General features: G+C 39.8%; 21 protein-coding genes and 1 pseudogene. 2 read left to right on the forward strand and 20 right to left on the reverse strand.

Annotated features, from left to right (window positions below; all coding sequences use genetic code 11):
• Nucleotides 1–231: 231 nt before the first annotated feature.
• Nucleotides 232–462, reverse strand: a complete 231-nt coding sequence (locus tag ACTNB3_RS10300; RefSeq protein ID WP_441025406.1) for a hypothetical protein — start codon at nucleotides 460–462, stop codon at nucleotides 232–234.
• Between the two features lie 276 nt (nucleotides 463–738).
• On the opposite strand from ACTNB3_RS10300, the gene ACTNB3_RS10305 reads away from it, so the two are divergent.
• On the forward strand, nucleotides 739–957 hold the full coding sequence (locus tag ACTNB3_RS10305) for a hypothetical protein (protein ID WP_441025409.1): 219 nt from the start codon (nucleotides 739–741) through the stop codon (nucleotides 955–957).
• Nucleotides 958–1487: 530 nt separating this feature from the next.
• Nucleotides 1488–2347 (forward strand): annotated as a pseudogene (locus ACTNB3_RS10310) (DegV family protein).
• Nucleotides 2348–2436: 89 nt separating this feature from the next.
• Here the strand turns inward: ACTNB3_RS10310 and ACTNB3_RS10315 are convergent.
• The 19 genes from ACTNB3_RS10315 to ACTNB3_RS10405 form a co-directional block, all read right to left on the reverse strand.
• Nucleotides 2437–2931, reverse strand: coding sequence for a helix-turn-helix domain-containing protein (locus tag ACTNB3_RS10315; RefSeq protein ID WP_441025412.1), 495 nt, complete (start codon nucleotides 2929–2931; stop codon nucleotides 2437–2439).
• A 136-nt stretch (nucleotides 2932–3067) separates the two neighbouring features.
• The gene (locus ACTNB3_RS10320; RefSeq protein ID WP_441025414.1) at nucleotides 3068–4015 is read right to left on the reverse strand and encodes a DUF2812 domain-containing protein; all 948 of its coding nucleotides are present in this window, start codon (nucleotides 4013–4015) and stop codon (nucleotides 3068–3070) included.
• On the reverse strand, nucleotides 4015–4329 hold the full coding sequence (locus ACTNB3_RS10325; protein WP_427808702.1) for a PadR family transcriptional regulator: 315 nt from the start codon (nucleotides 4327–4329) through the stop codon (nucleotides 4015–4017). The genes ACTNB3_RS10320 and ACTNB3_RS10325 overlap by 1 nt, the downstream gene beginning before the upstream one ends.
• Before the next feature lie 255 nt (nucleotides 4330–4584).
• Nucleotides 4585–4797 carry a hypothetical protein gene (locus ACTNB3_RS10330; protein WP_441025417.1) on the reverse strand — a complete coding sequence of 71 codons (213 nt, stop codon included), beginning with the start codon at nucleotides 4795–4797 and terminating at the stop codon, nucleotides 4585–4587.
• On the reverse strand, nucleotides 4794–5081 hold the full coding sequence (locus tag ACTNB3_RS10335) for a hypothetical protein (RefSeq protein ID WP_441025420.1): 288 nt from the start codon (nucleotides 5079–5081) through the stop codon (nucleotides 4794–4796). Before ACTNB3_RS10335 ends, ACTNB3_RS10330 begins: the two co-directional genes overlap by 4 nt.
• A gap of 80 nt (nucleotides 5082–5161) precedes the next feature.
• On the reverse strand, nucleotides 5162–5413 hold the full coding sequence (locus tag ACTNB3_RS10340) for a hypothetical protein (RefSeq protein ID WP_441025423.1): 252 nt from the start codon (nucleotides 5411–5413) through the stop codon (nucleotides 5162–5164).
• A 206-nt stretch (nucleotides 5414–5619) separates the two neighbouring features.
• Nucleotides 5620–6267, reverse strand: coding sequence for a YoaK family protein (locus ACTNB3_RS10345; RefSeq protein WP_441025426.1), 648 nt, complete (start codon nucleotides 6265–6267; stop codon nucleotides 5620–5622).
• Between the two features lie 368 nt (nucleotides 6268–6635).
• The gene (locus ACTNB3_RS10350; RefSeq protein ID WP_441025428.1) at nucleotides 6636–6893 is read right to left on the reverse strand and encodes a type II toxin-antitoxin system Phd/YefM family antitoxin; all 258 of its coding nucleotides are present in this window, start codon (nucleotides 6891–6893) and stop codon (nucleotides 6636–6638) included.
• Between the two features lie 80 nt (nucleotides 6894–6973).
• Complete coding sequence (gene xerA / locus ACTNB3_RS10355) at nucleotides 6974–7945, reverse strand: site-specific tyrosine recombinase/integron integrase (protein WP_427819989.1); 972 nt, start codon at nucleotides 7943–7945, stop codon at nucleotides 6974–6976.
• An 83-nt stretch (nucleotides 7946–8028) separates the two neighbouring features.
• On the reverse strand, nucleotides 8029–8553 hold the full coding sequence (locus ACTNB3_RS10360; protein ID WP_441025431.1) for a flavodoxin family protein: 525 nt from the start codon (nucleotides 8551–8553) through the stop codon (nucleotides 8029–8031).
• A gap of 115 nt (nucleotides 8554–8668) precedes the next feature.
• Nucleotides 8669–9271, reverse strand: coding sequence for an alpha/beta hydrolase (locus tag ACTNB3_RS10365; protein ID WP_005337276.1), 603 nt, complete (start codon nucleotides 9269–9271; stop codon nucleotides 8669–8671).
• 20 nt (nucleotides 9272–9291) lie between these two features.
• Complete coding sequence (locus tag ACTNB3_RS10370; RefSeq protein WP_441025435.1) at nucleotides 9292–9597, reverse strand: DUF1697 domain-containing protein; 306 nt, start codon at nucleotides 9595–9597, stop codon at nucleotides 9292–9294.
• Nucleotides 9598–9630: 33 nt separating this feature from the next.
• Nucleotides 9631–10821, reverse strand: a complete 1191-nt coding sequence (locus ACTNB3_RS10375) for an erythromycin esterase family protein (RefSeq protein WP_441025438.1) — start codon at nucleotides 10819–10821, stop codon at nucleotides 9631–9633.
• A gap of 103 nt (nucleotides 10822–10924) precedes the next feature.
• Nucleotides 10925–11236 (reverse strand): hypothetical protein, encoded by a 312-nt coding sequence (locus ACTNB3_RS10380; protein WP_441025440.1) that lies wholly within the window; start codon nucleotides 11234–11236, stop codon nucleotides 10925–10927.
• A 50-nt stretch (nucleotides 11237–11286) separates the two neighbouring features.
• Entirely contained in the window at nucleotides 11287–11844 is a 558-nt protein-coding gene (locus tag ACTNB3_RS10385) for a hypothetical protein (RefSeq protein ID WP_441025443.1), read from the reverse strand.
• Nucleotides 11845–11896: 52 nt separating this feature from the next.
• Entirely contained in the window at nucleotides 11897–12082 is a 186-nt protein-coding gene (locus tag ACTNB3_RS10390) for a hypothetical protein (protein WP_427806826.1), read from the reverse strand.
• Nucleotides 12083–12122: 40 nt separating this feature from the next.
• A complete protein-coding gene (locus tag ACTNB3_RS10395) occupies nucleotides 12123–12638 on the reverse strand; it encodes a GNAT family N-acetyltransferase (protein ID WP_427819996.1) in 516 nt (171 codons plus the stop codon).
• 41 nt (nucleotides 12639–12679) lie between these two features.
• Nucleotides 12680–13294 carry a tyrosine-protein phosphatase gene (locus ACTNB3_RS10400; protein WP_441025446.1) on the reverse strand — a complete coding sequence of 205 codons (615 nt, stop codon included), beginning with the start codon at nucleotides 13292–13294 and terminating at the stop codon, nucleotides 12680–12682.
• A 49-nt stretch (nucleotides 13295–13343) separates the two neighbouring features.
• Entirely contained in the window at nucleotides 13344–13541 is a 198-nt protein-coding gene (locus tag ACTNB3_RS10405; protein WP_441018190.1) for a hypothetical protein, read from the reverse strand.
• Nucleotides 13542–13543 lie beyond the last annotated feature (2 nt).

The raw sequence follows: 13543 nt of genomic DNA on the forward strand, positions 1-13543 counted from the left end.
CTGATTATATTATACCACATCCGGCACCTTAGAACAAGTGTTCTCTTATATTTTTTGCAATTCATCTCGCCACCTAAAGAGGTGGGAGAATTCTTGCTATATCTTGTTAAAGGAAGATTCTTTATTTGTCATTGAACTTGTCGTTTAAAAGTTATTGTTTTATCACGATTTTCGATTGTTTAACAAACCGCATAAAATCAAAGTTTCTTCACATTTTCATATTATCATAATTTATCTTTGTCCATGCAATCTTGGACAAATCTTGGGCAGAAAACACATAGAAAAAGGGCAGCTATTGACTGCTGCCATCTTCGCCGCCTGGATACGTTTCTCATTGAGCTCTGCCACTTTTGCGCTTAACCATGCTCTATGAAGGCATTCTGCAAAGCTCAGATCGGCGAACTTGCGGAAGATCTCCCACGCCTTCAGCATGATTTTTCTTAAGTCAAATTTCTTCATCATGTATGCCACCTTTCCATAATTTAGAATCGGATTGGACTGCCCTCGGATCATCTTCGTTCCTATTGCCCGCCAGGCTCAAAGGGATATGGTTCCGAGTATCGGACACTTTCGGCAATCACGGCCTTTCACCGTTTCTTCCGGCTGTCCCGTTCCTTATCTTTGATTATATTATACTATGTGGACACACATATTTACATCTGTTATAATATTATTGTAAGGTGGAGAAGGAGCACCCTAATTTAGGGCCCCCATTTATGCATTGAAGGAGAATTGAAAATGACAGAAGAAAGAAAGAATACATATAAAGGTCAAACCGATGCACGCAGACGCGCAACAGCTAAATATCTCAAAGAAACCGTTGAAGATATCCGGATTCGTGTACCAAAGGGACAGAAAGCCGTGATAAAAGCACACGCTGATCGGCAGCAGGAGAGCATGAACCAATTTGTTATCCGGGCGATAAATGAGACTATGGAGCGCGATGCAACCGAATAAGATCACCATTCTCGACCATATTCCCGTTTCGGGAACCTGCGCAATTTTGTGTTCAGTCCTTGCGTACTGCTGCCATCTTGTAAATCTTTGTATAGTATTACATAAATGCACTCTCTTTCCGATACCGCGGCATTACAAAAAAAGAGCTATTTGATTTTCTTTACAAATCAAATAGCTCTTTTAATGATATTCTAGAAGTTTCACTGTATAACCCCTCTTTCTATTGATTTTGTCCAATTCAAATTATCTATTTCATTGGACCTACCTCCTGTTTTTTGAAGTTGTCTCTTCTTTTCTTTTGTTAAGTTTATATTATCACTCTTCTATGATTATGTCAATATATTTTCCAAATATTTTTTAAGTAAAATAAAATTTTCTGATTTTATGCAGCAAGATAAAGAGTCTTTTCATTTCCCGCCGCCTCACATTGTTCAAAAAAAATCTTGACGCAGTTTTTGAAACTATGTGTTCTATTATTAGTGTTCTGTTTTGAGACAGAATAAGCAATTACACCTGAAAGGAGATTTCCTATGGTTCCAATTATTCTTGTTGCAGAGACCGGTTCTGATCTGACCCCTGAACTTGCCACTCAGTATGACATACAACTCGTTCCCATGCATGTTGCTTTTGACTCAGAAACACTTGACGACGGTTCTTTTCCGGTTCAGAAGATCTGCGATTACTATCATGACACCAGAAAACTTCCAAGAACCAGCGGAAGCTCCCCTGAGGATTTCATAAATATATTTGATGAAATTCACAACATCAATCCGACAGCGCAGATTCTTTATCTGGCTTATTCCGCAGCAACCACCTGCTCTTATCAAAGTGCAATGCTTGCCGCAGAAGACAGAGACTATGTCACCGCCATCGACACCAAACAGGTCTCTGTAGGACAGGCAGCCATTGTTATAGAAATGCCAAACTCCTGAAAAAGAATCCCGAATTATCCATCCATGAAGTGTTGGCGGCCGCTAATGACTTGATTGCACGCGCGAAAATGTGTTTTCTTCCTGATAATCTGGAATTTCTTCGTGCCGGTGGCCGTGTCAGTAACGCAGTGTGCATGGGAAGCCGCATTTTAAACCTCCATCCCTGCATTGAAATACTGGATGGCAAGCTGGTTGCCACCAAAAAGTATCGCGGGGAAATGAAAAAGATCGCTTCCCAGCTTATCAAAGATTATGCCGACAGCTATGCTCTGAAGCGTGATACTCTATGGCTTGTATATACCATCGGTTTGCAGGACGAAATCCGCATCAGTGCTGAAGAAACTGCAAAAGAATGTGGATTTCTCCAGGTAAACTGGATTCAGGCAGGCGGAGTGATTACCACGCATGGCGGCCCTGCTGCCTTCGGTTTAGCAGGATTCTCGTCCAAAGACATATAATTGAAAAAGATATTTGCCAAAAAACACAAGGACCTCCTGCCCTTGTGTTTTTTTATACCCATTATCATCTGTCCAACAGATTTTCCTTGTTACTTTCTATGCAGAAGCCGCATTTTGAACGCTCTGAGCCGGGCCGCGTATTTACTCGTCATAATCACTCCAACGATCATCATGCCAAATGTAATTCCCAAGCACAATCCTCCGAGGAAATTATCCGCCCGATCACTGAACACCAGAATCATATAAATAACCGCTGCGATAAATCCTCCGATAAACAACCAATGCATACGCCTTGTCAATTTCTGTTTTTCTTCATTACTATAATCTGCAACTTTTAATACAGTCTCTTCTAATTCTTTATCCATTTTCTCGCTTTTCCTTTCCCCATCTAAAATTTCCCGCAGATCCACATCATAATAATCCGCCATTTCAATGAGAAGATCCAAATCCGGCAAATTACTTCCGGTCTCCCATCTTGAGATGGTTCTTCTTGATACCTGAAATTGTTCTGCCAGTTGTTCCTGTGTAAGCCCCTTCTCCTTCCGGAGCTCTTTGATAAAGCTTCCGATTTTTACTTGATCCATAAATTTGTGACCTCCTTTCTGAGAACAGAATACCTCCTGCTATGACAAATTTACAGGACACAAAGTGAGCAATGTCCATAAATCCGCCTATGGGACATGATATGTCCAGCTCACCATCCCCACAATATTTGGACTTTTATTTTATAGTAAATCTTACTGTACCTTTAGCTTTCTTTCCGGAACACGTTATTTGATAACAGCCATCCTCCTGTATATTCACAGAAAAATCATCCCATTCTCCAAACGTATTTCCATAAAAAACAGGTTCCTCATTTTCCTTTTTTATACTGATATAGAGTTCCCCGCCTTCAGCCTCATGAGAAACCGCAACGCTGTCTCCCTTCTTCAAATTATATTCTTTTACGATACTTTTATTTAATCGGTCAGCTTCTACTATGAACCCATTTTCATACTCATGAAGCGTATAATCTGATGAAAATGAGAACCATACTGCTCCCATCATTATGAATGCACTTATTACAAGACCTGCCATAATTCCACAATACTTTACTTTTCGTCTATTATCCTCCGGATGTACACTTTTTTCATACTGATAAAACTGAACAGAAAAAGAACCAAGTAATACAATATACAGAATCCCTAAAAACAAAAAGGTAATTGAAAGTACATCCTGTACGATACTTCCGCTACCATATCCCACGGTGTTCATGATTAACTGTGGAAGGATTATGCATAAAAAAATGATAACTAGCGGCATTACCTTGCCTTTATAAACACGCTTCATCATATCAAGTCTGGAATCATCATCACAAAAGATTTCTTCATTCATATCGGCTTCATCGGATGCTTTTCGGAAATAGCTATACCCGACAAAGTCAAACAGATATTCCCAGCCGCAATCAGAAAACATCTGAACATATTCCGCTTTATTCGCAACTCCGTCCTGGTTGTAATCCAGCCTATAGGTTACATTTTCCGGCTCACATTGTTCAAAATGATAAAATCCAGGAAATGTCACTTTCGTAAATTTCCAGCCTTGTCTATGCATGGAGCTGAGGAATTCTTCTTCTTTCCTGTACTCCGGAATTGTATAAAATTTAAATACCGTTTTAACTTTTCCCATTATCTCATCTCCTTCATATTCCGATACAATCTCTCAATCCTCTTCATTTCAATTTCCAGTACTTCTTGTCCCAAATCTGTAATTACATATATTTTTCGCTTTTCTTCTTCTCTTAGGAAACAGATTAATCCATCTTTTTCCATCTTGGACAGACTGCCATACATTGTGCCCGGCGCAAGAACGATATCTCCATTCGTAAGATCCTTTACCTTTTGAACAATTCCGTATCCATGATTTGGTTCTTTTAAGCATAACAGGATGTAGAACCCTGTCTCCGTCATTGGAACATATACTTTTTTAATATGTGTATCCATCTGTCAGTGCCTCCTTTCGTTCTTCATACATCGCAGTAATATGTATCGCACTTCGTTATATATTATATATCACACTGCGATATATATGTCAAGATAAATACAAGAATACCGAAACCACATTGTAAACTTATACTTTCAATACTGATGCGATGCAACAGACCGCTGTTGATGTATTTAAAAAATCGTTACAGGCGCACAACCAAAAAGCGGTTGAACTGCTCAATGTTCAACCGCTTTTCTTGTTTTCACATGGTTTTATTTTTGTGGGTGGCAAATCGGTGGCAAATAGACTGAACTCACCATACAAACACTTGAAAAACCGCTTATTTCCGTTGTAAAAGAACAACCGTCTCCACATGTGTCGGTATCGGCTGGAGAACACATTTCCCCAGCCTCGCCAATCTTTGATGAACACATTTTTTCCGATTCATCTTTATCCAAATACTCTTTTCTATCCTGCTCCATCATGACACCTTTTTTCCTTTCTGTTTACTTCGATATTCTGCTTTTGCATCGTTTACTTTCAAATCCTGATTACATTTCAAAACAAAAGTCAGTTTATATGGGGAAGGATTCCCGTTTTCATCGTATCCACCGACAATTACCTTTTCCACAATGCTTTCAAACACAATACGATCAAATTCATCCAGAATGTCTTCATTTTCCAGTGTCTTACGGAGCTGATCCATACGCTTGCTTATATTTTTCTGCTGCCCGATATTTTCTTCCAGATAAGCCTTTTCTTCTGTCATCTGATGAAGTTTTCTCTGAAAACTCAGCTTCTTTTCATCATAATCTTCCTGCTCTATTTTACCATCAATCAGCAGATCTGTTAACCTGCTTTTTTCGTTTCGATACTACTAATATCCTTTTCCAGCTGTTTCACTCTTTTTAATTCAGTATCGTCTTTCAATACATCTTCAATGGTGTTCAACACTGAATCAAGGACATCATCAAAGTTGTCTGCCAGAAGCTGGAACGCATCCACAAATGCATTTTCAATAATCACTTCATCTATGGCTTTGCAATTCGGACAACTGCTGATTCCATTCTTCATCGCAACCACCATTTTGATACAATCCAACGGTTGCACCCCCTTTTGCACCCCCTAAACACAGGAGATGCATCGCCCTCTATCCGGGCATTGGATTAGACTACTTTTCATTCTATGGAGGGTTGCAGAGTAGTCTTTTCTTTCACGAAAAAAGAGATATTACAACGCTGGGGAAGTGATATCTTTTTCTTCTTATTATAATTCACTTGTCAAGCATCAAATCGTCAAACTGAAATTTACCGGTACTCCTTAATCATCATTATAATAACGAAAGTTAAGAGTATTGGGGAAACCAGAATCGTTTTTATACCCCAGATATTAGATAGAACTCCTCCGCTTCCGGCTCCGATTGCAAAAATGATAATTATACCCCAAAAATGAAGTGCTTTATATAAAGATTCCTTATCCTTATTCCGGAGGTAATGTGATAAGCTTTCTGTTCCGCTTCTTAAATTTCCTATACACATAGTGCTCGCATATCCGTATCCATGCACTTTTCTAAAAGTCTGCACCTGCATAGCACATGAAAAGGAAACTAACATATTAGCAAACATATTTAATTTGAGTGGCATAAATCCGACAAGGCCAAGCATTAGTATTTCTATAAACAGAATGATTTGTCTCCAGTGTATGTCCTTACTGTTCTTGAACTTGTTTTCAATTTGCTCGGCAATAAAAATTCCTGCAGCAAATGAAAGCAAAGGAAACATATAATGAAACCCCATAACCGCATTGCCTTGCATAAAATTCTGACTCATCAGAACAACATTACCTGTCTGAGCATTTGCAAAAACATGGTCTCTCATATTGTAAGTATATGCATCCTGAAATCCACCTGAAAACGCCAGGACAGCACTTAATCTAAAGCTCTCTGATGTTTGCAATGTAAAGAACACCTCCACAAATTCAAATTCACCGCGTAGTTGATTGATTTATATCAACTGTTCACGGTCTTGTTTATTATATAAAAAACGTCTAACTTCCATGATTTTTTTAGAACCAATACCATCTATTACAACATACTAAATAACAAAATTCTTAACATAAATACGATAGTATTTGTATTGCCTTTCTTTTACAGAGCGAAATGGTTCAAATGATTCCGCAATAGGTAATCTTTCCATTATCGCTTTTTCAACTGCATCTAATAAATCATTTGCCGCTTTTTCATTATGCAAAGTTTCTGATATATATAACTTTTTGTTCTAAATCCTCGTAAAATAAAGGTAAATACCTTAATTCATACTGTGTATCAGCCATTTACCCTCCTTCGAAGATTTGAAAAAACTTCTTCATGTGTATATCTTTTTTCATTTTCTGATGCGTATCTGTCCGCCTCGTCCAATGCAACCTCAACACCATCTGTAAGTTTCGAGTACGCCTCTAAGCTTAATACAACCATTGCACCATATCCATTCTTTGTTAAAAATACCGGTTCTCCTCCTCCAACCGCTTTTTCAATATCAGGAAATTTATTTCTCAAGTCCGAAACTGGTCTTATCTGTATCATAGCAACCTCCTTATCCAAATTCTATCATAATTTTATCTTGCCAAATTAATTATAACCCTTATTTCTCTTTTTATCAATCACTAAGAAATATATTTTCTATGGGACATTTTCACATTATTCTGATTTACCATAGCATATCTAAGCGTTGTATCTATCTGTTCATGTCCAAGTATCTTCTGTACTTGTTCTATCGGCATTCCCTTTTCAATTGCTCTAGTTGCCATAGTTCTCCTGAATTTATGTGGATGCACCTTTTCTACACCTAACTTCTTACCCATTTCTCGCAAGCGTAATTCTACACCACTTTCAGTAAGTCTATTGTGTGGTTTATTCAGAGAAACAAATAATGCACTATTATTATCTGTCCTTGATTCGATATAGTTTATCAAATGAATCTTTGTCTTTGCATCAAAATAAGCTTTACGTTCTTTATCTCCTTTTCCATAAACAACACATTCACGTTCTGAGAAATCTATATCATCAATGTTCAATCTTACCAATTCACCTACCCGAATTCCTGTCGAAAGCAAGAAATCAATCATTGCCCTATCACGTAAATTATTACAATTATCCCTAAGAATCTCAACTTTCTCATCTGAAATAGTATCTTTTACAATAATCGCTGTCTTCACCTTATGAATTCTTTTCATCGGACTTTTTATTATATAATCTTCTTCCTCCAACCAAGAAAAGAATGTGGAAAGGCTTCTACGAATATTATCAATAGTCACCTTTCCACAATTATCTATTGCTTGATACTCTACAAGATATTTTCGTAACATTTCGGTAGATATCTTTATCACCGGTATGTTAATTGACTCCAGCATCTTCTCAATATTACACCTATAATAGCGTATCGTTTTGTCAGAACATCCTTCTAAATGCTTGGCAGTTAAAAACATATCAAGAAATTCCTCATTACCGGTTTGTAAATAGTCAACTGTATTATTCTCTGACAAACGATTTATTAAAACTTCTTGCAATTTCTGCATCTGTGATGCATTTAGTACCTCTGCCATATCATTGATAATGTTATAGATTTCTTTACCCATAAAAACACCCCCCTTTTTGAAGGAGTATAGCGCAGAAAAATCAGCACATCAACAGAGTGCAAGACTGGAATTTGGTGTGTGCTTTATAAATTTTTTCCAATCCACTCAAGTTCGTTCATGGAATCCTTATTTTTTTCAAGTTCATCTCTGGCTGTTGCATAATATGATTTTTTGAAAAGCATATCCCATGAAAGATATTTTGCCATACAGTCAAACTGTTTATCAATCAGCTCATACTGGATGCTGCCTACGGGAGAACCACCTACAACAATTGTGCCAACTTTTTTGTTTTTTAACTGCAATCCACGGCAGTAGCACTTATCAATGATAAGTTTCAATTGTGCTGACATTCCCCACCAATAAACTGGTGTAGCAAAAAGAATCATATCTGCGGCAGCAATTTTATCAATGGTAGAATTTGTATCATCCTTATCGACGCATCCCTTAAAGCATTGACAGACACCACATCCCTTGCATGGTGCAATGTTGAGTTTGTCGGGTTCAATGATTTCAATTTTATTCTTTTCTGACGCTCCTTTTATAAATGCATTGATTGCTGCCAGCGTATTTCCTTTTCTGGCACTTCCATTAATGATTACAATTTTCATGCGTGTATCCTCCAACTTCCGATTTTAATGCCTCTATTATACCATAATGATACTATTATAAAAAAGGAAAAAGAGCTCCTTCGAGCTCTTTTGATTCAGTTCTGTAAACTTGAATTTATTTGGAAGATTTTATTATCCATTCATCAAGAAATTTCATTTGTTCATCCGTATGAAACCAATGCTCTCCATTTTTCATAATAGAAAGTGTTGAATTAGTCCTCTGTACAAATTCAAATATCGTTCCATAAGCGGTAAGATTATCTTTTTCACCATACAAAATGTGCGTTGGGATTTCCCATATAATAGGATTTTCTCTTGCATAGCAAAGATAATCCCATGAAAGAGTCTCTCCAAAGGTTGTCTGAATTTCTTTTTTCTCTTTGAGTTCATCCTCTGTAACATTTGCCCAAATCATCATATCAGCAATAAGCCTTTCCATATCTACAACGGGCGAAATAAAATATGCTTTCTCTATTTGCTGATTTGATAAGGCATTGATAGCAAAATACGCTCCAATACTATTGGCAATTACTTCAACAGTCTTGTAGTTTCTATAAATTGAATTAAAAAGTAATGGAAATTCTTCTTTTGCTTCCCATGGAAACTGTGCAGTATAGTCGAGACCAATCACATCACAATTACTAAAGAGCGGTTTGTAATGAATAGCTTCTTCAGCATTACCACCTTTTCCATGTATATAAATAACTGCTTTATCCACAATAGTTATCCTCCACAAATTCAAAGTTTCTGTTCCCTATAAAAAATAATTTTTCGGGATTTACCAAATCCACAATATTTATTCCTGTCGAAAGACCAAAAAATAGTGTTATCACAAATACATATCTGTTCCAATTCTTTTGTCGGTTCTCCAATTTTCTCCGCAATGATTTCAGCGGTAGCAAGAGACATCACAAAAATTAGATTATCGTATATATCTTTGTCAGATGTTCCCCACCAATCGGGAGCCTTGCTTAATATATCTTCTAACTTTTCCTGCAAAATAACAAAAACCGGAATATCCAAGCCAAACCTTTTCTGTATCATATCATCATTTGTTCCTCCCTCCATATTTTTTCATTAATGCTTTATATCTGTTGGTGTCGCATTTATCACAATAATCATTCCGTCATATAATTCTGCTGGGACATCATTGATTCTATAGCTATTTGGTAAGATCTTATTCAAAAAGCTATAACCCTCTCCGAGTGATCCCATCAGCATACTCTGATTGATAATGTTCTTTATTTTTTCTGATTTTTGCAGTTTATCAAAATCAAGATACGTCATATCCATCCCAAGGGCATACGCTGTATTTGCCAAAGGATCAGCAGAATAAAATTTTCGCGTAATTCTTTTTCCATTTTTTCCAGGCAAATTGCATTCTGTTTTGTAAAAATCTGTGCCAATGACAAAATAATCATCACCATATTTTTCAAACAGTTCTTCACCCATGAATGTAGTATATGTACTCTTCTTTGCTACATGTCCGTTATGCCCCGAAATCATAAGCATAGATTCGTTTGCTTTCTGAACATGCTCATAAATCCAGTCGATGTTTTCAGCCATATAATGATCCCTTATTTTTGCATAATCTACATTTGACGCATTACTAAGCTCCTGATTTTGCAGATAACATCTCGCTGCCTGCGCATACATTTCCATCCCTGGTATATTCTTTAAAGTTTCCGCAGCATCTTCCATATCGGTATACTGCATCTTAAGTTCTGAAAATGCTTCATCTACACATTTTTGATCCAAGTCGGAGTTTTGCATATCAAACCCATAAAAGCTTAACATCTCTTCCGGTTTTGCCTGTTTATTATAATCTGCCATATAGCGAATCAATGCCCTCATTTCATCCGTCTGGTAAATATGAAAAGCAAGTGCTTCCACTGCATCATCTTCCGTATTTTTCCCCTCACCGTGTATATATTGATTTACCAATAAGCATCCACCATAATCTGCTTCTAAGGCAAAGGCCTTACAGTTATATTCCTCTACCATTTTTCTAAACATATCAAGCTTTAATTCCTGAAATTCTTTATTTCCGTGGGTCGCCTCTCCAAGAGCGAATATCTTTACATTTTCCGGTATCGCAATATCATCGATTTCCTCTGCAACTTTCAGAAATTCTTCATTATTTACCTGTGTTCCGGAGTTCATGCCCCCATAAGATATATATCTTATGAATGCCATGATTGCAGCTCCAAATAGAAACGCCACGATTATCTTTCCAATATATCGCTTTTTTGCATGATCTTTTTTCATCCATCAACCAACTCCTCTCATCTTTTCACGCTTATAATTTCGAAAAATTTGACACCTGATATCACACACGGCTCAATATGTGTATGTTCAGGATATGTGATATTTACATTTTCAAAACTAACAATTTCCACTCCACTCCGTCCTCGTCAGTCCAAGTATCCGTACCGTTATAGATAAAACGGCGTTCAATACGATCCATATAGGTGCCGTCCGCTAATTTATATACCGTTGTCGTGTCGCCGCGGAGATTCACAAGCTCTACCACATCCGCTCCCGGATAACCCGACTCAGCTTCATCATCTCCACCCTTTCCTGTTTCGCCCTCGCCCTGCGACCAGCAAAGCAAGAGCCCCTTATATTCTGTGTACAGGAAAGTCCCGTCATCCGTTTTCCCAGCCGTAAACTCCATTTTCATGGAGCTTTGGTCAAAGTCATTGGTCATGTCGGCGGAGAGAATATCGCCACTCAGCGAATATGTACCGGTTCCGCTGTCACGGCATCCGGATTATTATGCTCCTGCACCGGTGGCGCGATGGAAACGGAGGTGTCCGTCGTTTCCCTGGTAGGAGCCTCAGCGGGAAGGATTTCTTCTTCCACAGTGGAATTCGACGGCTCCGGTGTCTCCGCCGGTTCCGTACTCGCAGGCACTTTTTCCACATCAACGTGGATCCTGCCCTTTGCATTCTGCCCCGCAACGACGATTGCGTAGGGACCGTCCACAGGAGCCTCCACGGTAAATTTCGTCACGGTTCCGTCTCCCTGATAGAGCGATGTTCCGTCCGGTGACGTAATCTTCATCTCCAGCGCCCCTTTCACCGTCTCGAATAAAATTTTGAGCGTATCACCCTGCTTCAGCTCCAGGGTGTGGGTGTCCGTGCCGTTCATGATTTTGACATCCAAGTGGTAGGAATCCGCGTTCTTTGCGCTGCTGCCGTCAAAGGCGGAGCTGGATGCGCACCCGGCCAGAGATAGCAGGAGGGCACAGACGGTTATAACAATAACGAAAAATTTTTGCTGTTTCATAATGGTTTCCTTTCAGGATTCAGATTTGGTTTGATTGAACATGATCAAGTTGCTATTTCTTATCCATATTCATCCGAATCACATTAAAAAGGTTTGACAGCAATATGCACGCCAATGCGATTGCCAATGGTGTCGTGGTCTCATTTCCGTCAAAAATGCTGACGCACAGAAAGATTGCACCCGCTGCGATCAAACCTAAACTTGCTATGATGAAAAGTTTATTCAATATTTTTTTCATTTCATTTTCTCCTCTTTCAAAAAATCTTACTCATGACTGCTTAGCGCATGTCCCGGTTCATCAGATCAAAGTCAATGTACTGCCCGTTCAGCTTAAAGAAGGCCGGGAAGGTACACAGCTTGCGGAAGCCGAACTTCTCATAGAGCCGGATGGCGCGGAGATTGTCGCTTCGAACCTCCAGATTGATCTGCTCAAAGCCGTTTTCCACAGCAAACGCAAGAACGGCTTCCATGAGCGCGGAGGCGGCCCCGTAGCCCCAATAGGCTTTTCGCACGCTGATCCCGAACTCGCCCCGATGGCTCATGCGCCTCGGCTTGCGGTTCAAACTGGCATCTCCGATGATTTGACCGTCCGCCCAGGCAAGATACTGCACATTGTCCTTTGAAGCGACCTGCGCGGCCAGATACTGCGTTTCCGCCTCTACATCCAGCGGTACGCCCTCCGGGCCGAAGCTGAGATTGTCCGTCTCTCCGCCGACGCATTTCAAATAGTCCAGCAGGGCGGCGGCGTCCTCCGGCCGCGCCTGCGTAATCATAAACGGTGCATTTTTCTCCATACTCACTTATATACCTCCAGGTTTGATCCGATATTTCGTTTCTATATATCCGCTTCTCCGGTAAAAACGCTTTGCGCTTTCTCCTCGATTTGGGAAAGGGCAGCCAAAACCTTTTTTATATTCTCCTCTCTTGGGAGAATGGTATGAATGTTTACCTCCGGATGCTCCGCAGCGAACGCTTTCAGGAAGTCCATCAGGTTGTCCTTCGTTTTCATGTAATCCTCGATGATCACGCTGTCGCTGAATCCGAGCTGTTTCAGCAGGATCGCGGAAACCACGCCGGTTCTGTCTTTTCCCGCGCCGCAAAAGTACAGCACATTGCTTTCCGCCTTCACAATGGCACAAATGATCCGCTCCATCTGTCCATCTATCATCTTGACATAAGCATCGGCAACAGAATCCGGAGATTCTGGTACGGCTCCGCCCCCGGTAACAGGCAGATGATAGTAGGTAAACCCGCTTTCCGTCTCCAGTCTGCATGGCTTTTCTGCATATTCAGTCTTATCTCGCAGGTCAATGATTGTAGTAACGCCATTTTTTCGCAGCCAGCTGACTTCTTCATCCGAAAGGCACCCCGGATAATCGCTTCTGATATACCGCAAGGTTCCCGTGGGCAGCGCTCTCGTATTCCTCGTTGATTTCAGCAAAGAACCCATACGGCTGCCCTCCAATCCTCCTTTTGGCAAAAATTCATTGGTATCCTCCTCACAATTTTTTTACGCACATACCGACCAGCAGTCCGACGAGCATCCCCATAGACAGGGTGACGCCGATGTACTCCGGGAAAATGGTGCCAACGGCGGCCCCGAAGCACATCCCCAGGCTCATCCCCATGGCCTCATAGCCGTTTTTCTTTTCCTGCTTCTTTTTCTTTTCTGCCAGTCCGGCGAAGAACACAGCCAAGC

It is taken from the genome of Bariatricus sp. HCP28S3_D3, from assembly GCF_052065755.1.
GTDB lineage: Bacteria > Bacillota > Clostridia > Lachnospirales > Lachnospiraceae > Allocoprococcus.